Here is a 26,035-nt window from a genome sequence, read left to right on the forward strand (position 1 = left end):
GCACACAAGACCATTTGACTGGCCATCAACCAGTGAACGAGGTGAGGTCGTCGCAGGTGAGGGGCCCTTGACGCGACGCGAGCGACGACGGCAGGCTGTCGGACCGGCGATCACTCAGGGGAGGGCGTGATGACGGGTCCGGTGCTCGCCGTCGACCAGGGCACGTCCGGCACCAAGGCCCTGGTGATCTGTCCCGAACGCGGCGTCATCGGCAGCGCGCTCGCCGAGGTGCGGCCCCGCCATCTGCCCGGCGGCCTGGTGGAGGCCGACCCCCGCGAGCTCTACGACTCCGTGGTCGACGCCGGGAGCCGGGCGCTCGCCGAGGCGGGGGAACCCGTCGCCGCGCTGGGCCTCGCCAACCAGGGCGAGACCGTACTCGCCTGGGACCCCGCCACCGGTCTGCCGCTCACCGACGCCCTCGTCTGGCAGGATCGCCGAGCGGAAACCGTGTGCGCCGAACTCGCCGATCACGCCGAGGAGTTGCGCCACCTCACCGGCCTGCCGCTCGACCCGTACTTCGCCGCCCCCAAGATGGCCTGGATACGACGGCACCTGACCGGCGGGGGAACCGTCACCACCAGCGACGCCTGGCTCGTCCACCGCCTCACCGGCGCCTGCGTCACGGACGCGGCGACCGCCGGCCGCACCCAGCTCCTCGACCTGGACCGGGCGGCCTGGTCGCCCCGCGCGCGGGAGCTGTACGGGCTGTCCGACGAGCGTCTCCCGGAGGTCGTCGACAATGCCGCCTTCGTCGGGACGACCACCGTCTTCGGGCCCGAGATCCCGCTCACCGGGCTCGCCGTCGACCAGCAGGCCGCCCTGCTCGCCCAGCGGATCACCTCGCCCGGCGGCGCCAAGTGCACCTACGGAACAGGGGCGTTCCTCCTCGCCCACACCGGGGACACACCCCGGCGCGGTACCTCCGGGCTGGTCAGCTGCGTCGCCTGGCGGCTCGGCGGACGTACCGCCTACTGCCTGGACGGGCAGGTCTACACGGCCGCCTCCGCCGTCCGCTGGCTCACCGACCTCGGCGTCGTCCGGGGCGCCGCGGACCTCGACACGGTGGGCGGCGCCGTACCGGACAGCGGCGGGGTCACCTTCGTGCCGGCCCTGGCCGGGCTCGCCGCCCCCTGGTGGCGCGGCGACCTGCGCGGCTCGCTCACCGGACTCGGCCTCGACACGGGTCCCGGGCATGTGGTGCGCGCCCTGTGCGAAGGGCTCGCGGCGCAGGTCGTGCTGCTCGCCGAGGCCGCCGCGACCGACCTCGGCGCGCCCCTGGACGTGCTGCGCGTCGACGGCGGCCTGACCCGCTCCGCGCTTCTCATGCAGACCCAGGCCGACCTGCTGCAACGCCCCGTGGAGGTGTCCGCGCTGCCCGACGCCACCGCGCTCGGCGTCGGCGCCCTGGCCCGCCTCGGCGCCGACCCCGGCCTGGACCTGGCCGAGGCGCTGCCGGACTGGAAGCCCGCCGCCGTGTACGAGCCGCGCGTTTCGGCCGACGCGGCCGCAGCCCTCCTGGACCGCTTCCGCGCCGCCGTGGCGACCCTGCTCGACGGGGCGCCCGGGTGACGGTCACCTCGCACGGACCGCTGCCCGCCACGACGTACGACGTGACGGTCGTCGGCGCCGGAGTCGTCGGCTCGGCCGTCGCCCGCGAACTCTCCCGCCACCCCGGTCTGCGCGTCGCCCTGGTGGAGGCGCAGGACGACGTCGGACAGGGCACCTCGAAGGCCAACACCGCGATCCTGCACACCGGTTTCGACGCGGTCCCCGGCTCCCTGGAGGCGCGGCTGGTCCGCGAGGGCGCCCGGCTGCTCGCCGCGTACGCCGCCGAGTCCGGCATCCCCGTCGAGCCCGTCGGCGCCCTGCTCGTGGCGTGGGACGAGGACCAACACGCCGCGCTGCCCGGCCTGTTGGAGAAGGCCGAGCACAACCAGTACCCGGACGCCCGGCTGTTGGGTCCCGCCGAGCTGTACGCCCGCGAACCGGCCCTCGGTCCCGGCGCCCTCGGTGCCCTGCACGTGCCCGGGGAGAGCATCATCTGCCCCTGGACGACGACCCTGGCGTACGCCACCCAGGCGGTGCGGGCCGGCGTCGACCTGCACCTCGACTGCCGGGTGGGCGCGGCCCGTCACGAGCAGGGCGTACACCACTTGACGACCTCCCGCGGCACCCTGCGCACCCGCCTGCTGGTCAACGCGGCCGGGCTGCACGCCGACACCCTCGACCGCGCCCTCGGCCACGACGACTTCACCGTCACCCCGCGCCGGGGACAGCTCCTCGTCTTCGACAAGCCCGCCCGCTCCCTCGTCCGCCACATCCTGCTGCCCGTCCCCACGGCCCTCGGCAAGGGCGTCCTGGTCGCCCCGACCGTGTACGGCAACGTCCTGCTCGGCCCCACCGCCGAGGACCTCGACGACAAGCGGGACACCGGCTCGACCGCCGAGGGGCTCGCGCTGCTGCGGGAGCAGGGCGGCCGCATCCTGCCCGCCCTGCTGGAGGAGGAGGTCACCGCCGTCTACGCGGGCCTGCGGGCCGCCACCGAGCAGGACGACTACCGCATCACCGCCCACCCCGAGGAGGGGTACGTCACGGTGGGCGGCATCCGCTCCACCGGACTGACGGCCTCACTGGCCATCGCCTCGTACGTCACCGGCCTGCTCCCCGGTCTCGGACCCACCCGGGAACTGGAACCGGTCCGCATGCCCAACCTCGGCGAGACCTTTCCGCGCCCCTACCAGCGGCCCGAACTCATCGCCGCCGACCCCGAGTACGGCACGCTCGTCTGCCACTGCGAGCGCGTCTCCCGCGGTGAGATCCGCGACGCCCTCGCCGCCACGATCCCCCCGGCCGGCCTCGACGGCCTGCGCCGCCGCACCCGGGCCCGGGCGGGCCGCTGCCAGGGGTTCTTCTGCGGGGCGGCGGTGCGGGCGCTGTGGGAAGAGGCCAGGTCATGACGGCCGTACGCGAGGTCGACGTCCTCGTCGTCGGCGCCGGGCCCGCCGGACTCGCGGCCGCCGCCCGGCTCGCCGCCGCCGGTGCGGGCCGCGTGGAGGTGCTGGACCGGGAGCAGCGGGCCGGGGGAGTGCCACGGCACTGCGCCCACGGCGGCTTCGGCACATGGTCGCGTCCGCTGACCGGCCCCGCGTACGCCCGCCTCCTCGCCGCCGGGGCCGAACGGGCCGGTGCCGTCGTGCGCACCGGGGTGACCGCCCTGGACTGGGCGGGGCCCCGGGCCCTGCACACCGTCGGCCCGCACGGTCCCGGGACGATCGCCGCCCGGGCCGTCGTCCTGGCCACCGGCGCCCGTGAACGGCCGCGCGCCGCACGGCTGGTGCCCGGCACCCGGCCCGCCGGGGTGTACACCACGGGCGAACTGCAGCAGGCGGTCCACCTGTACGGACAGCACGTCGGCGCCCGGGCGGTGGTGGTCGGCGCGGAGGACGTCTCCTACGCCGCCGCCGACACCGTACGGACCGCAGGAGCCCAGGTCGTCGCGCTGGTCACGGACCTGCCCCGGGCCCAGACCGCACCCGCCCGCGCCCTCGACTCCCGTCTGCGGCACGGCGTTCCGCTGCTGACCGACACCACCGTGGCCGAACTCCTGGGCCACGGACGGCTGTCGGGCGTGCGCGTGCGGCACCGCGACGGCAGGACGGCGGTACTGCCCTGCGACACCGTCGTGTTCACCGGCGACTTCGTGCCCGACCACGAACTGGCCCGGCGCGGCGGGCTGACCCTCGATGCCGGAACCCGCGGCCCGGCCGTCGACGGCTCGCTGCGCACCTCGCGGCCGGGCGTGTTCGCCGCCGGCAGCGTCCTGCACGCCGTGGAGAGCGCGGCTACCGCGGCCCGGGAGGGCGCCCACGTGGCGAGCGCCGTGCTGGACACGCTCGCCGGAACCTGGTGGCCCGACGGCGTCCCCCTGGTCGTCGACCCGCCCCTGCGCTGGATCGCTCCGAACCGTGTCGTCCCGGCCGACAGCCTGCCGTACGTCCTGCGGACCACGGCCTTCCTGTCCGGGGCCGTCGCCGAGGTCACCCAGGACGGCCGGCCCCTGCACCGTGAACGGATCGGGGCGGCGGTACCGAACCGCACGCTCCGGCTGACGGCACGCTGGACCTCCCGCGTCGACCCGGAGGGCGGGCCGGTGCGGGTGGGGCTCACAGGTCGGTGAAGGATCCGTGCCGTCCCGCACCCGAGGCGAACCGCGCGGCACCCTCCAGACCCTCCGCCAACACGTCCATGCCGTACCGGAGTTCGCCCCGCATGGCGGCCGTCTCGTCCAGGCCCTCCTGGTCCAGGACGGAGGCCCGGTCGCCGCGCAGACAGGCCTGCGGGAAGCGGGCGATCTCCGCGGCGAGCCGCTCCGCCTCGGCGCGGGCGGTGCCGGGGGCGACGAGACGGTTGGCCAGGCCCATCGCGTAGGCCTCCGGGGCCGGTACCGGCCGTCCCGTGAGGATCATGTCCAGCGCGCGGCTCGTGCCGATCAGCCGGGGCAGCCGTACCGTACCGCCGTCGATCAGGGGGACGCCCCAGCGGCGGCAGAACACCCCGAAGACCGCGTCCTCCTCGGCGACCCGCAGATCGCACCAGAGCGCCAGCTCCAGGCCGCCGGCCACGGCGTGCCCCGCGACCGCGGCGATCACCGGCTTGGACAGCCGCAGCCGGGTCGGCCCCATCGGGCCGTCACCGTCCTCCGCGACCCGGTTGCCGCGCTCGCTGCCCAGCGCCTTGAGGTCCGCGCCCGCGCAGAACGTGCCGCCCTCACCCCACAGGACCGCCACCCGGGCCTCCTCGTCGGCCTCGAACCGGCGGAAGGCGGCGGTGAGTTCGGCGGCGGTGGGGCCGTCCACCGCGTTGCGGACGGCGGGGCGGGAGAGGACGACCGTGGTGACGTGACCCTCGTGTTCGGTGCGGACCGGCATGGCGGAGCCCCTTTCGGCGGGTCGGGTCCGCCAGATTACCCGCGGGTCGGGGCCGCGTTCAGATGACCTTCATCCGTACCAGCGCGCCCAGCGTCAACGCCCCCGGCAGCAGCGGCAGCCAGACGGTGATGATCCGGAACGCCAGCACCACGGCCGTCGCCACGGCTGCCGGGCCGCCCGCCGCCACCAGCGCCACGACGAGCGCCGCCTCGACGGAGCCGATGCCGCCCGGGGTGGGGATCAGCGCGACCGCCACCGTCGCCGCCAGATACGCGACCGCCATGTGCGCGGGCGGCACCGGCAGGCTCAACGCCTGCCCCACGGCGACCAGTACGGAGGCCTGGAGCGCGGGGAAGGCGAGCGAGCCGCCCCACAGGGCGAGCGCCCGGGCCGGACGGGTGTGCACCTCGCGCGCCTCGCCGAGGGCGGTGCGCAGGAAGGAGACGGCGGCCGTCCGCAGCCGCCGTACCGACGCCAGCACGACCGCCGCGACGACCAGGACCGCGCCGACGGCCAGCAGGAGCGGGCCCGCGGCGTTCTCCGGGAGTAGCGCGGAGAGCCGTAGCGCGTCCGGGAAGGCGATCAGCAGCACGGCCAGCAGACCCACCCGGCCCACCGTCTCGGCCAGCAGGTACAGCGCGAGCGCGGCGGAGGAGCGGGCCAGCGGCAGCCCGCACACCGTCATGAAGCGCAGATTGACCGCGCTCGCGCCGAGGCCGGTGGGCAGCAGGTGGTTGGCCGCGCCGGCCGCGAACTGCGTGGCCAGCAAACGGCGTTTGGGCAGCGCCTCGACCACGGCGCCCTGCCGTGTGCAGGAGGCGGCCACCCAGGTCAGGCAGGTGGCGCCGACGGCGGCCAGCAGCCAGGGCAGCTCCGCCGTGCGCAGATGACGGAAGCCCTCGGCGAGCACGGAGCGGTGCTGCACGGCCACGACGGAGACCAGCAGGAGCGGCAGCAGGCACAGGATCTGCCTCAGGCGGCGGGCCGGGACGCGTCGGGGGAGTCGTCCCGGGGAGACACGGGTGCTTTCGGGGAGTTGTACCGCAGTCACATCGGGACAGGGTCCCCATGCCGTGCCAACTGCGGGTTGCGTCACCGGAGACGGAGGCTTACGTGCGGTCATCGAGTCCTTCGGGAAATCCTTCTGGCGGGGAGACGGCACACGGGGAACGGACGTGCCGGATGCCATTGTGCGGGGAATCGCGGTGTATGGGGGAGGTGCTGTGTGGGGGGTCACTGTGTGAGTGGCCACTCTTCGCGCCACTCTTCGCGGCTTGACCTCAAGAATGCTTGAGGTTCTAACGTCGTCGTCATGAGCATGGAGACCACAGCCTGGACGCAGCTCCAGAGCGTCATGAGCGCCCAGCAGGAGCGCCGCCCCCTCGCCCGTGCCACGCTGCGCCGCATCGGCACGTTCGCCCGCCCGCACCACCGCCGGATCGCCCGTTTCGTGGCGCTCGGGGTGCTCACCGCACTCCTCGCCGTCGCCACCCCCGTCCTCGCCGGCCGCGTCGTCAACACGATCGTGTCGGGCGGTGACGAGGGCACGGTCGTCCGGCTCGCCCTGCTCATCGCCCTGATCGCGGTCGCGGAGGCGGCGCTCGGCATCCTCGGCCGGCGGCTGTCGGCGACGCTCGGGGAGGGGCTCATCCTCGATCTGCGGACGGCTGTGTTCGATCATGTGCAGCGCATGCCGGTCGCGTTCTTCACACGCACTCGTACGGGCGCGCTGGTCTCCCGACTCAACAACGACGTCATCGGCGCCCAGCGCGCCTTCAGCAACACCCTCTCCGGAGTCGTGAGCAACCTGGTCACGCTGCTGCTCACCCTCGCCGTGATGCTGACCCTGTCCTGGCAGATCACTTTGCTCGCCCTGGTGCTGCTGCCGGTGTTCGTGATCCCGGCCCGCCGCATGGGCCGCCGGATGGCCGCCATGCAGCGGGAGGCGGCGGCGCTGAACGCGGCCATGGGCACCCGGATGACCGAGCGCTTCTCCGCCCCCGGCGCCACCCTGGTCAAGCTCTTCGGCCGGCCCGAGGAGGAGTCCGCGGAGTTCGCGGACCGCGCCGGCCGCGTCCGGGACATCGGTGTGAAGACCGCCATGGCCCAGTCCGTGTTCATCACGGCCCTCACCCTGGTCTCGGCCCTGGCCCTGGCGCTGGTCTACGGCCTCGGCGGCTGGTTCGCCCTGCGCGGCACCCTCGACCCGGGAGCCGTCGTGGCCCTCGCCCTGCTGCTGACCCGCCTGTACGCGCCGCTCACCGCACTCGCCGGCGCCCGCGTCGAGGTGATGAGCGCCCTCGTCAGCTTCGAGCGCGTCTTCGAGGTGCTCGACCTCAAGCCCCTGATCGAGGACAAACCGGACGCCCGAGAGGTGCCCGACGGCCCGGTCGCCGTCGAGTTCGACCACGTCCGCTTCGGCTACCCGTCCGCCGACAAGGTCTCCCTCGCCTCCCTGGAGGAGGTCGCCGCCCTCGACACCCGCGGCGGCACCGAGGTCCTGCACGGCATCTCCTTCCGCGCCGAACCCGGCCAGACCGTCGCCCTCGTCGGCTCCTCCGGCGCCGGCAAGTCGACGGTGGCCCAGCTGCTGCCGCGCCTGTACGACGTCGACGAGGGCGCCGTACGCGTCGGCGGCGTCGACGTCCGCGACCTGAGCGCCGGCTCGCTGCGCGGCACCCTCGGCATGGTCACCCAGGACGGCCACCTCTTCCACGACACCGTCCGCGCCAACCTCCTCCTCGCCCGGCCCGCCGCGACCGAGGAGGAGGTCTGGGACGCCCTGCGCCGCTCCCGCCTGGACGACCTGGTCCGGTCCCTGCCCGACGGCCTCGACACGGTCGTCGGCGAGCGCGGCTACCGGCTCTCCGGCGGCGAACGCCAGCGCATGACCATCGCCCGCCTCCTCCTGGCCCGCCAGCGCGTCGTCATCCTCGACGAGGCCACCGCCCACCTGGACAACACCTCGGAGGCCGCAGTCCAGGAAGCCCTCGCCGAGGCCCTGGAGGGCAGGACGGCCGTCGTCATCGCCCACCGCCTCTCCACCATCCGCGGCGCCGACCAGATCCTGGTCGTGGAGTCCGGCCACATCGTGGAACGCGGCACCCACGAGGAGCTCCTCGCCGCCGACGGCCGCTACGCCGAACTCCACCGGACCCAGTTCGCCCGCGCCCCGCAGGCACAGGCGCAGGACGCCGCCGTGGCGGCGAACGGGACGCACCGGGTCACCATCCCCACGTAGGGGTTCCGGCAGGGCTTCACCGCCGGGCACCTTTCAGGGGACGAGCTGCTCCTGATGCCCGCCGCGCCACTCGGTGAGCAGGACGGTGGCGTCGTCCTCCAGCGTGCCGTCGTGATGGTCCAGTACGGCTGCCATCAGGCGGCGCAGGGTCTCGTGGAGGGTGTGTCCGCCGGAGTGCTGACGGCGGACGAAGTCGATGAACCGGTCCCGGCCGAACCGCCTGCCGCGGGCGTCGCGCGCCTCGACGACGCCGTCGGTGTACATCAACAGGCGGTCGCCGGGCTGGAGTTGCTCGGTCCGCTGGTGCACGGGGAGTCCGAGGGCCGCGCCCATCGGGCCGGCCGGGGGACAGGTCAGTTCGGTGGTCCACCGGTTGTCGCGCAGCAGGATCGGCAGCGGGTGACCTCGGTTGGTCCACGTCAGCCGGCCGGTCGCGAGGTCCAGTTCGGCCAGGATGCCCGTGACGTAGCGGCTCGTGCCGAACTGCTCGACCAGGGTCTCCTCCACCTGCCGGCCGGTGCCGACGAGGGACGCCCCTTGGCGGCGGGCGTTGCGGCAGGCGGCGACGGCGACGTTGGCGGTGATCCCGGCCGTGGTGTCGTGTCCCATGGCGTCGAAGACCGCCAGGCGGAGCGTGCGGTCGGCCACGGCGTAGTCGAAGGCGTCACCGCCGAACTGGTAGGCGGGCTCCATCACGGCTCCCACGGTCGCGTCGTGCCCGGCGAAGGCGTTCGGCGGTGTGAGGTTCCACTGCATCTCCGCGGCCACGTTCATCGGCTCGGTGCGCACCAGGCGGGCGAAGGAGTCGCTGAAGGACCGCTTGCTCAGCAGCAACAGGGCGGTCATCGACGCCAGTTCGCGCAGTGCCCGACGTGTGGGTTCGTCGTCGCCGTCGGTGTCCGCCCGCAGCACACCCAGCCGTTCCACGCCGTCCGTGATGGCCACCCACCACCGGCGACGGTCCCGGGAACCGCCGGTCCGCTCCTGTTCGTTGATCAGGTCCACCCGCTGGTAGGCCTGGCCGGGCAGGCTGCCCTGGACGGTGTACTCCTGCCCGCCGCCACCGGCGTCCGGTCCCGTGCCGGTGAGCCGGCGCAGCACCGTCTCACGGATGTCCACGACGAGCACGGCCGTGTCGTGCATCCCGGCCGCGGCGGCGTGCCGGGCGATCAGGTCCGGAAGTTGCTCAAGGGTGACCGTGTGGCTGGCCTGCATCAGCCGTATCAGCGACGCTGCGGCACCCTCCGCCACGGTGTGAGCCTCCTTCCCGCTCGGGGGCCGGGTACCCGCACCCGGCCCCCGCACGCAGCTCCGTCGGGGCGGTGGGTGTGCGGCCTGCCGTGCCGGGCCACGCGCCCGCCGTCAGGCGCCCTCGTGGTCGGACGTGACCGTCGCCAGCACATCGGTGACAACGACCAGGGCGCCCTCGACCGGCCACCCGCCGTCCCCGTCGGTCACGGTGCCCGCCAGCCCGCTGGTGCCGGAGAGCCGCACGTCGTACGTCACCGGCTCCTCGCCCACCACCACGGTGGCGGCCTGCGGGCGGTGGCCGTCGGCCGCCGCGATCAGGACGTACGAGCCGGCGCCCGGCGTCGGCAGCGTGTACCGGCCGTCGGTACGGGCGAGGGTCCGGCCGAGCTGGCGCCCCGACAGGGAGATCAGCGTCAGGGTGGCACCGTCCACGCCCGCGCCTTTCGGGCCACGGACCTGGCCGCCGGTGGACGGCCCGGCCGGGGCGGTGGTCGGGTCCCCGCTTGCGACCGGGGCGTACGCCGACGCCCGCTTCCGGAGCCCTCCGGCGCCCACGAGCGCCAGTTCGCGCTGCGGCTGCGGCTGCGGCTGGGACGCCGTGGCCGCAACCTCGGAGTCCGCGCTCTCCCGCTCGGCCTCCGCGCGCAGGCCCTCGCCCTCGACGTCCACGTCGGGCAGGGCGCGGTCCAGCCACTTCGGCAGCCACCAGGCAGCCTTGCCCAGCAGGGCCAGGACCGCCGGGACGATGGCCGTCCGGACGACGAACGCGTCGGGAATCGGGCGCTGCCGGGGACTGGGGGTGGGGTTCACACGCCGAGAGGGGGGAGGACCACGGCGTCGAGGTAGGACCGGAAGAACGCCTGTGTCGGCGGCCGGTTCTCGATCATGGCGCAGGTGATGAAGGCACCGATCATCATGTGGGGCACGTAGTCCAGCGCGGAGTTGTCCGCCCGGACCTCGCCGCGGTCGACGGCGCGCCGGAGCACCCGGCTCAACTCGTCCACCTCCGGTTCGATGAGCAGTTCGCGGAAGGCCCGTCTGAGGTCCGGGTTGTGGTGCATGGCCATGACCAGAGCACGCATCAACGCGGAGCTCTCCTCCAGGTCGGTGTCGTCCTCGTGCGACAGCAGGGCGTAGAAGTCGCCCCGCAGCGACCCGGTGTCGGTGTCGGCGACGCCGCCGGGCTTGTGGTGGCGCATCGCCCGGGCGACCAGCTCGGCCTTGCCGCCCCACTGCCGGTACAGCGTCGCCTTGCTGGCTCTGGTGCGCGCGGCCACGGTGTCCATGGTCAGCGAGTCGTAGCCGACCTCCCGGAGCAGGTCGAGCACGGCCGCGTACAGCTCCGCCTCGCGCTCCGGTGTGATCCGACCGCGACGGGGTGCTGCGACCTCCGTCATCCCACTCACCTCCCGTGTGAACGAAACGGTTTCGTACGGACGGTTCTCATGTCCCCGACCTTACTCCGAAAACTACGAAAACGAAACCGTTTCGTACATGAGTCCGACAGGGGACCGGAACGACGTGAACGGGAGTGGCCCCGCCCGGATCCTTAGCCGGGTGTGCCCTGCCCCGAACTGAGCCCGTCGATCAGGAGGTCCCCGAGTTCGGAGAAGGCGTCGCCGGCGGTCAGGCCGGTGCGCTCGAGCAGAACCCCCGACTGGACCGCGTCGATGGTCACGGCCACGACCTGGGCGGCGAAGTGCCCGTTGAGCGCGCGGAAGACGCCCGCCCGCACGCCCTCCTCGATCATTTCGTGGACCCGTTGCGCGGCGGCGGCGGAGTTCTTGCGGTAGATCTGCGCCGTCGGTTCGTAACCGACCATGTCGTCGTAGAAGGCGTGGGAATGACGGCGCATGGCGGTGCCGACGCCGGCGAGGTAGACCCGGATGCGCTGCCTGGGGTCGGGCTCGGCCTGGACGGCCTGCTCGATCTCGGCCGTCGCCTCCCGGAAGAAGGCGCGGGTGACCGCCAGCACCAGCTGTTCCTTCGTGGAGGCCAGGCTGTACAGCGTGGCCTTGGAGCACCCCAGTCGCTGGGCGAGCTCATCCATGGTCACCGCGGTGAAACCCTCGGCCAGGATGATCGCCTCGGCCTGGCGCAGCAGTTCGTCACGCCGACGGGTGTCGACCACCCGCCTGCGCGCCGTTCGGCGCGGGCGTCGGTCACGCGAGTCAGTTGGGGCCGTCACCACAGCAGTCTCCCATGGGCGTCTCCCCCGGAAGCGGGAGTCTCCCCGGAAGCGGTGGGTGACTGTCGCGGCGGCGTTATCGGATCGAGGATCCGATGGAGATGCCGCCGTCCACGTCCAGGACGACGCCGGTGATGTAACCGGCCGCCTCGCTGGCGAGGAAGGCCGCGGCTTCGGCGATGTCCTCGGGCCGGCCGGTGTGGCGCATGGGGATCTTGTGGGTGAGTTTGTCGCGTGCGGGGCCGTTCATGGAGGCGAGCATGGGGGTCTCGATGAGGCCCGGGGCGATGGCGTTGGCGGTGATGCCGTGCCGGGCGCCTTCGAGGGCGAGGGTGCGGGTCATGCCGACGATGCCGGCCTTGGCGGCCACGTAGTTGGTCTGGCCGAAGTTCCCGCGCCAGGACATGGAGGAGAAGCTGACGATACGGCCGTAGCCCTGGCGTTTCATGGGGCCGAACGCGGCGCGGGCGCAGTGGAAGCCGCCGGTGAGGCTGACGTCGATGACCGCGTGCCAGTCGTCGTCGGTGATGTCCTCGACGCGGTTGTCGCGGATGATGCCGGCGTTGTTGATCAGCACGTCGAGGCGGCCCAGTTCGCCGGTGACGCCGTCGATCCAGGCGTTGACCCGGGCCGAGTCGGTCACGTCCACCCTGTCGGTGCGGAGTGTCGCGTCGGTGATGGTCTCGGCGGCGCGGGTGAGGGCCTGTTCATTGACGTCGGCCAGCGCGACCGCGGCGCCCTCGGCGGCGAACCGGGTCGCCATGGCGAGGCCGAGGCCTTGTGCGGCGCCGGTGATGGCGACGACCCGTCCCTGGTAGCGATTCACTTGGTGTCCGTTTTCGTGGTGGAGGGAGCGAGGAAGTCCCGCAGGGCGTCGGCCACCGAGCTCGCCGACCAGTTGTCGGCGAAGGTGGCCAGTTCCTCGCGCAGGGCCTGCTCGGGGGCGATCCCGTCGATCCGGTGCAGCAGCGTCTTGAGGCGTTGCTGGGCGGGGCTGTGGCGGTCGGCCAACTGGTGGCAGATCCGGGTGGCGGTGGCGTCGAGGTCGGCCTCGGGCACGATCGCGTGGATCCAGCCGGTGGGCGCGAACGCGGTCGCGGGCAGCAGTTCGCCGGTCAGCAGGAGCCAGCGCGACAGACCCCGGCCGACCGCGCCGGGCAGCCGGACGCTGGACCCGCCGGCCGGCACCAGCCGCCTCTGCAGATGGCCGTCGCCGATGAGCGTGGTGTCGGCGGCGACGACGACATCGCAGGCCAGCGCGAGTTCCAGGCCCCCGGCGACGGCGTGACCGTGCAGCACGGCGACCCATGGCTTCGGGCTCGCCGCGATACGGCTGAAGCAGGCCGAGACGTCGGTCAGGAAGCCGACCGGGTTGTCGCCGCGGTCGTCCAGCTCGAGGAACTGGTGGAAGTCGCCGCCGGCACAGAAGCTCGGCCCTCTGCCCGCCACCGCGACGACCGCGGTGGCGGGGTCGGCCCCGGCGCTGGTGATCTGCTTGTCCAAGGCCTCGATCAGGGTGACGTCGAGGGCGTTGCGCCGCTCGGGGCGGTTGAGCAACAGCCACCGGACGGGGCCGCGTTGCTCGACGATGAGGGGGTCCGAGTCGGTCACTGTGTCTCTCGTTCGGTGAGTTCGACCCGTCGGCGTCTGCGCAGCAGGTAGCGCTGGGTCTTGCCGCTGGGCGTCTTGGGCAGGGCGTCGATGAAGTGGATCGAGCGCGGGTAGGCGTGGGCGGCATAGCGGGTCTTGACCAACCGCTGGAGTTCGGCGGCCAGTTCCGGTGAGCCGTCGCCGCCGTCGCGGAGGACGACGTACGCCTCGATGACCTCGCCGCGGACGTCGTCGGGTGCGCCGATGACACTGCACTCCACGACCGCGGGATGCTGGACGAGGACGCTCTCGATCTCGAACGGCCCGATCCGGTAACCGGCCATGATGATCACGTCGTCGTCGCGGGAGGAGAAGAAGAAGTCGCCCTCGGCGTCGACCCGCCCGGCGTCGCCGGTGAGGTAATAGCGGCCGTCGGGGGTGAACTTGGAATGGCTCTGCCCGGGAATCTGGTAGTCGCGGAAGGTCATCAGCGGGCTGGCCGCCACGTCGATCGCGACCCGTCCGAGCACGCCCGGTCCGGCGGGCTCGTCCTTCTCGTCGGCCAGCACGGTGAGGCTCCAGCCGGGCACCGGCCGGCCCATCGATCCCGCCTTGAGGGGGCGGGCGAGTTCGGGATGGTGGTGGTTGGCCAGGGGCATCCCGACCTCGGTCTGCCCGAAGTGGTCGTGCACGGCCAGGCCGAGCGCGGCGCCGGCCCACTCGTTGACCTCGGGAGTGAGGGGTTCACCCGCGCTGGAGGCCCGTCGCAGGCACAGCCCCGGCGGTACCGGCACCGACGAGGAGCGCAGCCCCCGGTACACGGTCGGCGCGGCGGTGAAGTCGGTGACCCGGTGGTCGACGAGGGTGCGCCAGGTCGTCTCGGCGGAGAACCCGCCGGACAGCAGCAGGCTGGGGATGCCGGCGGCCATCGGGGCGAGGACGGCGGCGTACAGCCCGTAGGCCCACCCGGGGTCGGCGGCGCACCAGTAGCCGCTGTCCCGGGTGACGCCGAGACCGTACTCCAGATAGATCTGCCATCCGGCGATGTAGGAGACGGGGTGGATGACCCCCTTGGGCTTGCCGGTGGTGCCGGAGGTGAACATGTGCACCAGGGGTCCGTCGCCGCTGGTGGTGACGGCGGGCACCGGCTCCGGTGACGCGGCCGCGACGAGGTCGGCGAGGAGGAGGTCGCCGTGCGAGGTGCCGGTTCCGGTCACGACGACGCGGCGCCGAGGATCGTCCGGCAGGTCGGGACCCGGATCGAGCTTGTGGCGCTGGTCCGGGTCGACGACCACCACGTGCGCACCCGCGCCCTCCAGGCGCAGGGCGATGGCCTGGGGTGCGAACGCGGTGAACAACGGGACGTAGACCGCGCCGAGCCGCCAGATCGCGAGGATGACGGTGACCAGGTCGGTGCTCTTGCCCATCAGGGTCGCCACCCGGTCACCCGGCCCGACCCCCAGCCCCTGCAGCGCCCGGGCGTACCGGTGCGAGTTTGCGGCGAGATCGCCGTACGACAGGGTGGAAGCCTTGCCGTCGCTGTCGACCACGGTGAACGCGACGCGGTCGGCGGGGTGCCGGTCGCACAGCAGCCCGGCGACGTCGAGGGAGGGAGCCGCGAAGGTCGCGGTCAGCTCGGCGACCCGGTCCGCGGCGCTCACGACCGGTCCTTGCGGTCGATGACCGGCAGCACCAGACGGCTGGGGTGGTTCGGCCCGTGATGGATGTGGTTGATCGCGGGGATCATCTGCTCCTCGCCCTCGTGAGCGATGACGCCGCCGGTGTTGGTGTTGCGGTCGTAGCGGGGGAAGTTGCTGCTGGAGACGTCCACGCGGATGCGGTGACCGGGCAGGAACACATTGGAGGTGCCGGTCATGTCGACGGTGATCTCGTAGACCCTGCCGGGCTCCATCAGTTCTTCCGTGGCCAGGCCGCCCCGGTAGCGGGTGCGCAGGATCCCGTCACACAGGTTGATCGCCCTGCCGTCGGGAAAGACGTCGACGAGCTTGGCGGTGAAGTCGGTGTCCACCGCCGACGAGGAGACGAACAGGGTCAGGCTGACCGGGCCGGTGACCTCGACTGCCTCATCGAGCACGGGAGTTGCGAAGCACAGAACGTCCTCGCGGGCGGCGACCGTCCGCTGGTCGACCGGGCCGCAGAACCCCGGCGTCACCGGCATCGACGCGCCACCGGCCGAGGGAACCGGGCGGCGCGGGTCGTAGAGGTAGGTCTCGTGCCCGGTGTCGGCAGGCGCCTCGGGGGTCAACAGACCGTCGCCGTCCGCGGTGTTGGCGTGACCGGTGCTCGTGAGGTGGAGGTCGGTCCACCTCGTGTCGGGCAGCGGCCAGGCCTGCTCGTCGCGCCACTGGTCGATGCCCATCACGAAGATCTTGACCGGCGCCACGCCGTCCAGAGCGGTGGTGTCGCCGCGCAGCCAGTGGTCGAAGAACTTCACGTGCAGGTCCGTCAGGCCCATCATCTGGGCGTCGGCCGGCGGGCCGAAGGAGCGGTCGGGGTAGACACCGCTCGCGGACAGGTGGTCCCACGGACCGACGATCAGCCGCTGCCCCTCACGCGCCTGGGCGGTGCCCGCCTTCTGGCGTGCGGTGGTGTAGGTGCGCAGGGTCTGCCCGATGTAGAGGTCGTACCAGCCGCCGATGTTCAGCGCCGGGGCGGTGACGTTCTTGAGCTCGGGCGTGAGTTCCATGGCGTCCCAGTACGCGTCGTGGGAGGGGTGGGCCATCCAGTCGTCCCACCATTTGCCGTACGCCGCCAGGACCGGCACCTCGGCCGTCGGCAGCACGTCGTTGAGAGCCTCCGGGGCCAGGAGAGCCTGACCGAGCTGCTGCACCTGGTCCACGGCCACGGAGCCCTCGCCGGCCGCCAGGGACCGCTGGGCGTCGGCCGTGTACATCATGGCGTTCCACATGGTGAGCAGGCTCAGCGAGAGGGCGCCGCCCGGGGAGTACCAGGGTGCCTCGTAGTTGTCGATCGAGGTGTAGGCCGGCGCGATCGCCTTGAGGCCCGGGGCGCCGGTCACGGCGGTCTCCCACTGGACCATCCCGAGGTAGGACGGCCCGTACATGCCCACCGTGCCGTCCGACCACGGCTGCTTGGTGATCCAGGCGACGGTGTCCTCGCCGTCGTGCCGGTCCGCCATATGAGGAACGAACTCGCCCTCCGAACGGTGGGTGCCCCGGCAGTCCTGCACCACCAGCGCGTAGCCGGCCTCCAGCAGAGCCAGGACGTTGGGCAGCGCGCCCTGGCCGAGGATGGCCGAGTCCTTGCTGTACGGCAGGCGCACGAGCAGCGTCGGAGCCGTTCCCTCGGCCGGACGCCACACGTTGGCGGCGAGGCCCACGCCGTCACGCATCGGGACCCGGACGTCTATGTCGTACAGGTGCTGCATCGGTGCTCCTCGTCGAGCAGGCGGGGGTGCCAGGATGTGGGTACGTTAAGAGGTACGTTCGTACCCTGTCAATTACCCAGACATGGGGAAGCGGGGTCCCGCTCCCCGCGGGAGCGGGGTGATGTTCGTGGACGGCCTTCGGGTCAAAGGCGTGCGCGTGTACAGTGAGGAACGCCCTTGACCTGCACAAAGCGGGCAGGGAGCCGTCTTCTAGGAGTGCTGATGCTGCGCACTATGCACAAGTCCAAGATCCACCGGGCCACCGTCACCCAGGCCGACCTGCACTACGTGGGATCGGTGACCATCGACGCGGATCTCCTCGACGCCGCCGACCTGCTGCCCGGCGAGCTCGTCCACATCGTCGACATCACCAACGGCGCCAGGCTGGAGACGTACGTCATCGAGGGCGTACGCGGCTCGGGCGTCGTCGGCATCAACGGCGCGGCGGCGCATCTCGTGCACCCCGGCGATCTGGTGATCATCATCAGTTACGCTCAGATGACCGACGCCGAGGCGCGGGAGTACGAGCCCCGGGTCGTGCACGTGGACCGCGACAACCGCATCGTGGCCCTGGGTGCCGACCTGTCCGAGCCGGTGCCGGGCTCCGACCAGGAGCGCAGCCCGCAGGCCGTCCCGGCCTGACCCACCGACCCTCGACGGCCCGCACGGCCTTCGGAGCAGGAGCGTGTCCATGAGCGACATCGAGATCCGTGACGACCGGGCGGCGGGCCGCCTGGAGGCGGTCGACGGCGGCGAAGTCGTCGGCCACATCGAGTACTTCGTCCTCGACGCCCCCGCCACCGCGCTCGTCCCCGTCCACACGATCGTCGAACCCGCCCACGAGGGACAGGGCATCGCCGGCTCCCTGGCACGCGAGTTGTACGCCGGGGCCGAGCGCGAGGGAGTCGCCGTCGCCCCGCTCTGCCCCTACGTCGTCAAGTGGGCCGAACGCCACCCCGACGAGGCTCCGGCGGCGGACCCGGCGCTCCTGGACGCGGCCGAGCAGTGGCTGCGGGAGCACCCCGGGCGGTTCTGAGGCACGGGCGGTTCTGAGGGGCCGGGCGGTTCTGAGGCACCAAGTGGCTCTGAGGCACCGGGCCGCCGTCGGGACCGCACGCCGTACGGCCCGGCCGGGCCGGCCACTTCACCCGCCCGGGTGAGTGCCCGCGGCGCCGTCGGGTACGCGGGGGAGTAGTCCAGAGCCGACGTCGACCGACTGGCCGGAGGACACCATGACGAACCCGTACCCCGACCCCGTCCACCCGGGACCGACACCCGGACCGGAACCACAGCCTCCCGAGCCGGCCCCGGTCCCGACCCCCGAGCCGCCGCCGGGCCCGGAACCGACCCCGCCCGCCCCACCGAGCCCGCCTCCCGGCCCCGGCCCGGTACCGAATCCCGACCCGTCCCCGATCCCGCCGGGGCCCGAGCCGGTGCCGAGCCCTGAGCCGGGGCCGCCGCTCAGGTGATGTCGTCCTCGGGGTGGGGCCCGCCCGAGCCGCGTGTGTAGGGGAAGGTCAGCACGAAACCGACGACGGGCGGCACGGGGGCCTCGGCGCCTTCGACCGGCGGGGCCACGGGATAGATGGTCAGCAACGGCTGATCCGGGCGCCGTACCGCGCGCATCGCGTGGGTCGAGGGCCGGGCGGGGCTCCGGTCGGGAGCGGACGCGGAGCGGGTCAGTTCCAGCGCGGCGGCGTACTGCTCCACGTCGAGGTCCCCGAACTGATCGGCGGGACTGAGCAGCCGCCGCACGGTGTAGGCGCCCGGACGGTCCGGGACGACGGGACGGCGGACGACCGGCCCCACGACATGACCGGCCACCCGGACGCTCTCGGACGCCCCCGCCTTCCTCACCAGTTGGACCGCCCAGCGGGTCAGCTCCCCGCGTGCCGCGCAGCGGCGTACGTACGCGCACACCAGGTCGAGCTGCTTGCGGTCGGGACGGGTGTGCGGGCGGTAGACGTCGAGGAACTCCTGAAGAACCGTCTCCGGGGGTACGTCCATCCACAGCAGGTTCCGGCCTGTGTGGGAGAGAGGGTCGGAGCCCGGGTGGTCGAGGACGTGGACAAAGTTCTCCAGGGCCCGGAAGTTGTGGTGCAGCAGGGCGGGGGACAGGCCGAAGCTCAGGGTCTCCACAGAGGTGCCGGAGAAGTCCCCGGCGGCTCTGCGCGGCCCCGCCGGGCGCAACCGTAGGGCGGACTGCCGGGGAGTGACACCGAGGTCGGCCATGTCCCGGAGGTCCTGGAACTGCTCGTCGGCGACGGTGATGAGGTGTTCGTAGATGCCGAGGATGTCGGATGGCGCGTAGAGGCGGCGCTCCTTGCCACCAACGCCGTCGGACCAGTGATTCGAGTGCACCAACATCGCGTAGTCGTTCGACGAGCGCAGCTGGTAGCTGACGGCGAGCCCGTCCCTCAAGTCAGGTGGCACCCGAGGGCCGCAGATGGCCACGACACCGGGGCTCATGGCCATGCCCGGGGTGTCGTCGCTCACCCGTACGACCATGAGTCCATGCACCGCGTCTGTGAGATGCGCGGACACCTCGGCCCACGACACGGTCCTAGGGTCCGAGAGCCAGAGGTGCGCGAGGTGGTCCCTCAGCCGCAGAGCACGGTCGCTTTCCTGGTCCCGCAGGCTGTCGGCGAGGAAGTGGACGCGCGCCTGCACCTGGTGGCGCACGCGCTGCTGGACAGCGGCGAAGTTGCTGACGTACACGAGCATGCAGTCGGGTGCCGGGCTCCTTCTCCGGGCCCGGCGGGCGGCGCAGGCCAGTACGAAGGTGTCGATCGCCTCGCACAGGGAAGCGGGCAGATCCTCGGGCGGGATGTGGTCGGGGCGATGGCGCGTGGGCATCCACGTCTCGTAGTCGGTCACCCTACGAGTCGAAGTCCCGAGAGCCGGCCGAGGGCCGAGGTCGTCCGACGGGGTCGGCAGGTGATAGATGAAGTGCTCCGGGAACAGCGCCGGATGATCGAAGGCGTCCAGGACGGGCAGAAAGGGCGCGTACTGCACGTAGGCGGTCTTCGTGAAACCGCCCACCAGGCGGTACACGCTGTCGTCGGTGGCCGACACCCTGGCTTTCCCCTTCAGGGGGGTGTCGGTGAGGTCGATGACGAGCAGCGGACGCGCGGCGACTGGGCTCACGTGGGCGAGCCAGTCCCGCAGACCCTTGACGACTCGCCGGTTCTTCTTGATCACGAAGACCAGCGGGACGGACTCCGTCGGAGGCGGCAGCGGAGCCTTGAACGGGGAGAAGTCGTCGTTCTGTGTGGTGAGGGAGAGGATGTCACGAAGGTCCGCGTTGCCCAGCAGCCACTCGTCGACCCGGCTCTGTGTCTGGCGCCGTTCGGCATTGGTAGGGCCGGTGAGCACGATGATGGCTCCATAGCCGGCGTCGACGGCCTTGGCGGCCAGGCCGATCGCGTGGGCCGTCCTTCCCGTCCCCGCCGGTGCGACGACCAGGCCGGAGCGGTGCCAGGAGCCGGCGCGGAGCGGATCCTCGAGGCGAGAGAGCACGTCGTCCGTGGTCGCGCCGAGGCGGTGCCTCTCGTCCGGCGGCCAACCTCGCTGCGCGAGATGGTCGCGAAGGCGCTCCCAGAACACCCACTCCCGTGAGCTCCTGGACTCGCTCAGCCACGGTTCATGGCCGCTGGGGTCGTCCAGGCTGACGGGCGACGCGGCGACTTCGGGTTTCCCCACAGGGATCTCCGCCGCCGGGCTCTCCACCGCCAGCCCCAGCAGTACCAGCGTCCGCGACAACGCCACCCCCAACGGCGTCGCCTCCGCGGCGATCCCTTCCCCGCCGTCCCCGCCGCCCGCCCCCTCCGCCACGGCCGGCAGCCGACGTAGGCCGTCGTGGCCCGACGCGAGGTGATGGCTCAGGGTCCGGCTCAGCCGTAGGGCCTCGTGCTCGGGCAACTCCTGTTCCAGGCGGGCTCGCACCTGTGGGGACGCCCGCAGTACCACCGGGCCGGCCGACTCGGCCTCCAAGGCGAACACCCCGGAGCTCACCACCTCGGCGACATCGGCGGTCGTGGCGTCGGGAACGTGCTCCGCGCGCAGCACGTGCAGCATGTCCAGACTCAGCCGGTCGAAGGGCGAGCACAGCACGGCGAGCCGGGCCGCGGCGGGCGAAGCCGTCCGCAGGAACCGTTCCGTGCGTGCCTCGGCCCGTCCGTGGGTCGGCGACTCCTGACGGCCGACGGCCTCGGGCCGCCCCGCGGCCGGTACCAGCGCCGCGGAGCAGCCGTCGGGCGCGGCGAGCATCACGGCCCGGGACCAGCGGCCGAGGGAGTGCGGGGAGAGGGAGAGCACGGGCACGGGCAGCCAGCGGTCCCGGGGCAGCAGAGGGGGCGGCCGGAAGTCGAGCCCGGCGTTTCCGGCGCCGGGGACCTGCTGGGTGACGCGTACGGTCGGCAGGTCCAGGCCCGTGCGGCGCCACAGCTTGGGCGGCAGCGGGTTGAGCAGGGCGACCGGCGTGCCGCGCGCCCAGCTGCGCACCTGCCGCCAGATCTCCGGTTCCCGCCAGGCAGGGGCGGCGCAGTCCGAGACGACGACCACCAGACGCCGCCCGTCGGGCGCCCCGAGCTGACCGGCCGACGCCGACCGGCCCTCGGGGTCGGTCAGTTCGCCGCCCGAGGCCGGGCGGAAGGGGCGGACCTGGAGGGTGCGGAAGGCTCCGAGCCGGTCCAGCACGCCGGTGAAGGCGTGCACGGTCTCGCGCCAGACCTGCATCGAGGGCGAGTCGTCGACGACGAGCACGAGGTCGAACCAGCGCTCGGGCGCCGGAGCGAAGACCGGGATCAGCTCGCCGCTGCGGGCGTAGGCGTCGACGGTCGCGGGCACGTCGAGGGCACGGTCCCGGCCGGTCCGCCAGGACCGTTTCCAGGGACGCAACGCCCTCGTCAGCTCCAGGGCGTGCGGCAGCGCCGACGCGCGCGGGAGGGCCACCGCGTGGCCGGTGACCCGCGTGCCGGAGCCGGGGAGGCGTTCGTGGAGCGTACGGGCGGGCCCGCCCTCGGCCTGCCGCGAGGGAGCGGGCGGCTGCTCCGTGCGTGGCTCGGGGACGGTGCGAGGGCCGGTTGTCCCGGTGGGTGCCGGGGCGGGCGGGGCGGCATCGGGCTCGGACGCGTCGGCCGGCGTGGAGGCCGCCCTCGATGCCAGCCAGAGGGCTTCGGCGAGGGCCGTCGCGTCCAGGTGGGGGGCCACCGCGCGGAGCGTCGAGACGGCCTCGTCCAGTGCCCGGACCGGGTGATCCTCAGGCACGCGAGAGCTCGCGCAGGATGAGTTCCCTGACGTCGTGCGCGGTGGCCTCTTCGGGGGCGTGCGCGCCGGTCAGTACGTGGACGGCGTTCAGCAGCTGGTCGACGGCGAGGCTCTCGCCCGCCCGGAGCCGCTCGACGAACTCGGCGACGAGCGCGTCCACGGGAGCGGAGTGCTCCTGTGTGACCTCCAGGTGGGCGGCCACCACCCGGCGCAGGGACTCGGTGGTCGGTTCCGGCATGGTGAAGCGGATACAGCGCCGCAGGAAGGCGGCCGGGAAGTCGCGCTCGCCGTTGCTCGTCAGCACGATGAAGGGGAAGTTGTCGCACTGGACCCGGCCCTTGAGGATGGCGTGCCGGTCGTCGCCGCCCCATTCCCGGACCTCCACGACGTCCTCCTGATGGCGGGCCAGCTCCGGGATCTCGAACTCGCCGCGCTCCAGTACGTCGAGGAGGTCGCTGGGCAGGTCGAGGTCGCTCTTGTCGATCTCGTCGATCAGCAGGGCACGCGGATGCGGGGTCGGCAGCAGCGCCGTGCCCAGCGGCCCCAGCCGGAGGAAGGGTCCGATGTCGTCGGCGTCACCCGTGCCCGCCAGCCTCTGCGCGTGGATCCGGCCCAGCGCGTCGTAGCGGTACAGGGAGTCCAGCAGCGTGCTGCGGGAGGTGATGTGCCAGCGCAGCGGCTCACCGAGTTTCAGCTCGGCCGCCACCTGCTCGATCACCGTCGACTTGCCCGACCCCGGAGCACCCGTCAGGAGCAGCGGCCGGCGCAGGGCGAGGGCGGCGTTGACCGCTTCGACCAGGCCGGGCGGCGGCTGGAACCGCTCGTGCCGGGGCCGACGGGGAAAGCTGCGCCAGGGCGGCGGGTCACCGAGGTCCACGTCCCGGGGCTTGCCGTCGCCGACGTAAAAGGGGGTCCAGGTCATACCGTGCTCTCTCCATCGGCCAAGTCGTTGTCGAACCAGTCGCAGAAGTCCAGCCACTCCTCGTCGAGCCACACCGACCGCAGCAGCGCGAGATCGCAGTGGCCCTCCGGTGCTCCGTCCCGCTCCCCGCCGTGCCGCCACGCGGTGCGGTAGGCGGCGCTGAACTCACCCGGGAGCCGGTCCCAGTGGCGTTCCACACCGGCGCGCGAGCCCGGCGGGAGGCTGCCGGGCGCGTGCGGCCACAGCACGATCGGTGCGAAGGCGAGCAACGGCTCCAGGACCTCCTCCAGCCGGTCCGGACGGTGACTCAGTGCCAGGGCGCGTTCGTACCAGCCGTTCTCCAGCTTCGCCGTCAGCTCCTCGGCGCGGCCGGTCGCCTCCTCGTCGAGCCAGTCCAGCGGTGCGCCGGTGTCCGACTTCATCGCGGCCAGCCGTTCCCGGGCGAGGTCGTTGATCCACCCGAGATGGGCCTGCGGGTACAGCCGCTCGCTCCACCTCAGGACGATGTCGTACCGCACTCCCAGGCGGGTGCCGAACCGGGTCTCCTCGGGACGCCAGCGGGCCAGCAGCGGTGCCGGTGCGGCGATGTCCACGCGCTTGAGCTGTGCACCGGTGCACCGCGCCTGTCGGGCGGCCCAGCGCAGGACGGCCACGAACCGCTCCTCGACGCCGGACTGTGTGGGGGAGCAGTCGAACTCCTCGTGCGCCAGGGACGTGTTGCGGTCGAGCAGCCAGACCTGGAGGGTCTCCGGCCAGTCGTCGGCGACGGCGGCGTGCAGACTGATCACCAGGCGCAGCCGGCCCTCGGCGTTGCGCAGGGCCTGTGCGGCGAACGCGTCGTTGAGCTCCACACCCGCGTCGAGCGCCGTGGCCCACGACGACAGCCGGGGTGTGGTGCGGTCGAGACCGTCCTCGGTGGCGAGCGCGGCGACGAACGCGGCCAGCGGTGCCATGGAACCGGTCCCCGTCCGGGGAGCACGCAGACGAAGGAACTCCACGCAGTCACGCAGCAGTTCGCCGCCGCTGGTCCGAGGGGCGGCACTGCCCGCGGCAGCCCGGAAGGCGCGTCTGAGGCGGTCCGAGGTCAGGGGAGCGCCGGGCCAGGAGCGGAGCAGGTCGGTGGTCCGCACGGTGTCCGACAGCCGGTCGAGCACCCGCGCCGCGTGCGCGGGAGCGTGGGGGAGCGCGGCCGGGGCGCGCAGGGCCTGTCGTATCCGTTCCAGGTCCGCGAGGGTGGCGGGGGGAGCCGACGGGACCGTCTCGCCGAGCGGTTCCAGGGCCCACCGCAGTTCCTCCGCGCCGAGCGGCCCGAGGAGCGGTCCGCCGCCCGCCGTGTGGCGGGTGTTGCGCGCGAGCCAGGGACGGGGTCCGATCGCGCCGTCCGCGATCACGTAGTGGGCGGCGGTGTGGACCGCCGCGTTGACGGTGTCGCACACCACCTCGGCCGACAGGAACTCGCCCGCGCCGGGCACTCCTTCACGCAGGACCCGGACCAGCCCGCGCGAGAAGGCCAGACCGTGGGCGTCCTCGGTGACCCCCACGGACATCAGGAGCGACAGCCGGGTGAGCCCCTGGCGGACGCCGGCGCCGAGCAGGGCGAGGTCCGGGGCGGCACCGCCCGCCCGGCAGGTGTCGACCACCGCGACGACGCCCTCCACGTCCTGGGTGTCCAGGGCCTGGGTGAGGAGGTCACCCAGGTTGACGACCGTGGTCGGGGTGTCCTGCCGGGAGTCGCTCGCCATGAAGGACAACCGGGGTACTTCGCCCAGCGTGGTGCCGTGCCCGAGGAAGGCGAGGACCAGGACGGCTCGGGCCTCGCCGGCGCGTTCCGCCGCGTCCCGGACCGCCTTCTCCACCTGGGTCTGCATGACGTCCGGGCCGGACAGCAGCGAGCAGATCCCGGGCGGGGCCTCCTCGCAGTCGCCCACCCAGCGCTCCAGCAGGGCGGCGTGGAGGGAGTGCGCCACGTCCTCCAGGCCGTCGAGCGGGCCGAGATCCTGGCACTGCGGTGCGATCACCAGCAGATGGCGGGGCGTGGACGACGGTGTCATACGACCGTGACGGCTTCGAGCGCCTCGACGATCGGCCCGGCCACGGCCGGCTGCGCCAGGTACGTGGCGGCGGGGTGCACCCAGGCGCCGTCGGAGTCCACCCGCCTGCTCACCGGTGCCACCGCGGCGGCGTTCGCCGCGACGCACCGTTCCAGTTCGGGCCGGCCGACGATGAAGTCGTCGCGGTCCCAGAAGGTGAGCCAGCGGCCGACCCCGGCGGGGACGTGCAGCGGCTGCGGACGCATCCGGGCCCGGACCACCGCCCGCATCCCGATCGGCGAGCCCACCGTGACCAGCAGCGGCACCGGGCCGGTGTGTTCGTGCAGGGCCTCGAACGCCACCACGCTGCCCAGGGAGTGCGCCACGACGACGGTGGGACCGGCGGGGTCGAGCCGTGCCAGGACCCGGTCCCGGATCCGGCGGTCGATGCCCAGCCCGGCGGCGTCGACGTGCCCGCGCCGGAGGTAGTCGGTGACCTGCCCGAGGTGACGCACCATCACCCGGCCGCTCGCCCAGCCGCCCAGCGTCCGCAGCCCGCGCAGCGCCATGAGCGTGTTCGCGCCGATGATCACCTGCCGCAGCGCGTTGCCGGCACCCTGCTGCTGCCCCTCCGGGGCGATCTGCGCGCGGGCCCGGCGCAGCACCTGCTCCTCGCGCTCGTCCCGCGGGTCCGCGAGACGTTCGTCGACGGCGTCGAGGAGCAACTCGGCGACGTCGGCGTCCGCCGAGGCGTTCTGGGGGAACAGATCGCCGTAGTAGGCGAACCGCACGTCCACGGACCCGTCGAGCAGCTCGGCCACCCGCCGGGAGTGACCGGCGGCCCGCGCGCCGTCGGCCAGGGCGCGCAGCCACTGCGCCTTCTCGGCATCGGCGTCACGCGGCCCGCCCACCCCGTGCACGAAGACCAGACGCGGCGTCATCGATTCCCCCCACAGCCCCCGAAACCCCGTCACCCGGCGATCACAGCCGGGCGAGTGGCGAGAATATCAACGCCACGGCACGGCAGGACGCCGTTCACCGGCAGAGGCGCGGGGGGTGGGGGGGGGGGGGGGGGGCGCCCCCGGAGGTGAGCGGCTGGCGGTCGTGTGCAACACGGGGGGTTCTCCCGAGCGGGAGCTGACGTATCTGACCCTGCTGCAGCGGCAGCGGGCCGCGGCGGTCGTCCTGACCGGCGGGGCCGTGGAGGA

At 73.0% G+C, this 26,035-nt stretch carries 20 protein-coding genes and 1 pseudogene; 7 read left to right on the top strand and 14 right to left on the bottom strand.

Annotated features, from left to right (window positions below; all coding sequences use genetic code 11):
- The first annotated feature begins 129 nt into the window (after positions 1 to 129).
- The 3 genes from K4B79_RS35475 to K4B79_RS35485 are packed head-to-tail and all read left to right on the top strand — an operon-like array spanning position 130 to position 4,177.
- On the top strand, positions 130 to 1,569 hold the full coding sequence (locus K4B79_RS35475; RefSeq protein WP_232031496.1) for an FGGY family carbohydrate kinase: 1,440 nt from the start codon (positions 130 to 132) through the stop codon (positions 1,567 to 1,569).
- Positions 1,566 to 2,957: an FAD-dependent oxidoreductase gene (locus K4B79_RS35480; protein WP_232031498.1), complete on the top strand. Its 1,392-nt coding sequence runs from the start codon at positions 1,566 to 1,568 to the stop codon at positions 2,955 to 2,957. The genes K4B79_RS35475 and K4B79_RS35480 overlap by 4 nt, the downstream gene beginning before the upstream one ends.
- Positions 2,954 to 4,177 (top strand): NAD(P)/FAD-dependent oxidoreductase, encoded by a 1,224-nt coding sequence (locus K4B79_RS35485; protein ID WP_232031499.1) that lies wholly within the window; start codon positions 2,954 to 2,956, stop codon positions 4,175 to 4,177. The genes K4B79_RS35480 and K4B79_RS35485 overlap by 4 nt, the downstream gene beginning before the upstream one ends.
- Here the strand turns inward: K4B79_RS35485 and K4B79_RS35490 are convergent.
- Both K4B79_RS35490 and K4B79_RS35495 read right to left on the bottom strand, forming a co-directional pair.
- Positions 4,164 to 4,928: a crotonase/enoyl-CoA hydratase family protein gene (locus K4B79_RS35490; RefSeq protein WP_232031501.1), complete on the bottom strand. Its 765-nt coding sequence runs from the start codon at positions 4,926 to 4,928 to the stop codon at positions 4,164 to 4,166. The two genes, K4B79_RS35485 and K4B79_RS35490, sit on opposite strands and share 14 nt — an antisense overlap.
- A 58-nt stretch (positions 4,929 to 4,986) precedes the next feature.
- Positions 4,987 to 5,979: a lysylphosphatidylglycerol synthase transmembrane domain-containing protein gene (locus K4B79_RS35495; RefSeq protein WP_232031503.1), complete on the bottom strand. Its 993-nt coding sequence runs from the start codon at positions 5,977 to 5,979 to the stop codon at positions 4,987 to 4,989.
- Positions 5,980 to 6,246: 267 nt separating this feature from the next.
- Here K4B79_RS35495 and K4B79_RS35500 point away from each other — a divergent pair, with 267 nt between their 5' ends.
- On the top strand, positions 6,247 to 8,169 hold the full coding sequence (locus K4B79_RS35500) for an ABC transporter ATP-binding protein (RefSeq protein ID WP_232031549.1): 1,923 nt from the start codon (positions 6,247 to 6,249) through the stop codon (positions 8,167 to 8,169).
- 33 nt (positions 8,170 to 8,202) lie between these two features.
- On the opposite strand, the gene K4B79_RS35505 is transcribed toward K4B79_RS35500, so the two are convergent.
- The 8 genes from K4B79_RS35505 to K4B79_RS35540 all read right to left on the bottom strand — a co-directional run bounded on the left by K4B79_RS35505 (position 8,203) and on the right by K4B79_RS35540 (position 16,607).
- Complete coding sequence (locus K4B79_RS35505; RefSeq protein WP_269464358.1) at positions 8,203 to 9,384, bottom strand: PP2C family protein-serine/threonine phosphatase; 1,182 nt, start codon at positions 9,382 to 9,384, stop codon at positions 8,203 to 8,205.
- Between the two features lie 147 nt (positions 9,385 to 9,531).
- On the bottom strand, positions 9,532 to 10,230 hold the full coding sequence (locus K4B79_RS48715) for a carboxypeptidase-like regulatory domain-containing protein (RefSeq protein WP_374208542.1): 699 nt from the start codon (positions 10,228 to 10,230) through the stop codon (positions 9,532 to 9,534).
- Positions 10,227 to 10,817 carry a TetR/AcrR family transcriptional regulator gene (locus tag K4B79_RS35515; RefSeq protein ID WP_232031507.1) on the bottom strand — a complete coding sequence of 197 codons (591 nt, stop codon included), beginning with the start codon at positions 10,815 to 10,817 and terminating at the stop codon, positions 10,227 to 10,229. Before K4B79_RS35515 ends, K4B79_RS48715 begins: the two co-directional genes overlap by 4 nt.
- A gap of 152 nt (positions 10,818 to 10,969) precedes the next feature.
- On the bottom strand, positions 10,970 to 11,551 hold the full coding sequence (locus K4B79_RS35520; protein ID WP_232031508.1) for a TetR/AcrR family transcriptional regulator: 582 nt from the start codon (positions 11,549 to 11,551) through the stop codon (positions 10,970 to 10,972).
- A gap of 133 nt (positions 11,552 to 11,684) precedes the next feature.
- Positions 11,685 to 12,434 (bottom strand): SDR family oxidoreductase, encoded by a 750-nt coding sequence (locus tag K4B79_RS35525; RefSeq protein WP_232031511.1) that lies wholly within the window; start codon positions 12,432 to 12,434, stop codon positions 11,685 to 11,687.
- Positions 12,431 to 13,219, bottom strand: coding sequence for an enoyl-CoA hydratase/isomerase family protein (locus K4B79_RS35530; protein WP_232031512.1), 789 nt, complete (start codon positions 13,217 to 13,219; stop codon positions 12,431 to 12,433). The genes K4B79_RS35525 and K4B79_RS35530 overlap by 4 nt, the downstream gene beginning before the upstream one ends.
- Positions 13,216 to 14,859 carry an AMP-binding protein gene (locus tag K4B79_RS35535; protein WP_232031514.1) on the bottom strand — a complete coding sequence of 548 codons (1,644 nt, stop codon included), beginning with the start codon at positions 14,857 to 14,859 and terminating at the stop codon, positions 13,216 to 13,218. The genes K4B79_RS35530 and K4B79_RS35535 overlap by 4 nt, the downstream gene beginning before the upstream one ends.
- Entirely contained in the window at positions 14,856 to 16,607 is a 1,752-nt protein-coding gene (locus tag K4B79_RS35540) for a CocE/NonD family hydrolase (protein ID WP_232031516.1), read from the bottom strand. The genes K4B79_RS35535 and K4B79_RS35540 overlap by 4 nt, the downstream gene beginning before the upstream one ends.
- A 222-nt stretch (positions 16,608 to 16,829) precedes the next feature.
- On the opposite strand from K4B79_RS35540, the gene panD reads away from it, so the two are divergent.
- Together panD and K4B79_RS35550 are read left to right on the top strand one after the other, a co-directional pair.
- Positions 16,830 to 17,249 carry an aspartate 1-decarboxylase gene (gene panD, locus K4B79_RS35545; RefSeq protein WP_232031518.1) on the top strand — a complete coding sequence of 140 codons (420 nt, stop codon included), beginning with the start codon at positions 16,830 to 16,832 and terminating at the stop codon, positions 17,247 to 17,249.
- 49 nt (positions 17,250 to 17,298) lie between these two features.
- Positions 17,299 to 17,643: a GNAT family N-acetyltransferase gene (locus tag K4B79_RS35550; RefSeq protein ID WP_232031519.1), complete on the top strand. Its 345-nt coding sequence runs from the start codon at positions 17,299 to 17,301 to the stop codon at positions 17,641 to 17,643.
- A 425-nt stretch (positions 17,644 to 18,068) separates the two neighbouring features.
- Here the strand turns inward: K4B79_RS35550 and K4B79_RS35555 are convergent, their stop codons facing one another.
- Genes K4B79_RS35555 through K4B79_RS35570 form a run of 4 tightly spaced genes read right to left on the bottom strand, consistent with a single transcriptional unit; the run spans position 18,069 to position 25,768 of the window.
- Positions 18,069 to 21,875, bottom strand: coding sequence for an SAV_2336 N-terminal domain-related protein (locus tag K4B79_RS35555; RefSeq protein WP_232031520.1), 3,807 nt, complete (start codon positions 21,873 to 21,875; stop codon positions 18,069 to 18,071).
- Positions 21,868 to 22,797: an AAA family ATPase gene (locus K4B79_RS35560; protein WP_232031521.1), complete on the bottom strand. Its 930-nt coding sequence runs from the start codon at positions 22,795 to 22,797 to the stop codon at positions 21,868 to 21,870. Before K4B79_RS35560 ends, K4B79_RS35555 begins: the two co-directional genes overlap by 8 nt.
- Positions 22,794 to 24,848, bottom strand: a complete 2,055-nt coding sequence (locus tag K4B79_RS35565) for a vWA-MoxR associated conflict system protein (protein ID WP_232031522.1) — start codon at positions 24,846 to 24,848, stop codon at positions 22,794 to 22,796. The genes K4B79_RS35560 and K4B79_RS35565 overlap by 4 nt, the downstream gene beginning before the upstream one ends.
- A complete protein-coding gene (locus tag K4B79_RS35570; RefSeq protein ID WP_232031523.1) occupies positions 24,845 to 25,768 on the bottom strand; it encodes an alpha/beta hydrolase in 924 nt (307 codons plus the stop codon). Before K4B79_RS35570 ends, K4B79_RS35565 begins: the two co-directional genes overlap by 4 nt.
- A gap of 121 nt (positions 25,769 to 25,889) precedes the next feature.
- On the opposite strand from K4B79_RS35570, the pseudogene K4B79_RS35575 reads away from it, so the two are divergent.
- Positions 25,890 to 26,035, top strand: a pseudogene (locus tag K4B79_RS35575) (LacI family transcriptional regulator); the annotation flags it as partial.

Source organism: Streptomyces lincolnensis, from assembly GCF_021173675.1.
Taxonomy (GTDB): domain Bacteria; phylum Actinomycetota; class Actinomycetes; order Streptomycetales; family Streptomycetaceae; genus Streptomyces; species Streptomyces lincolnensis_B.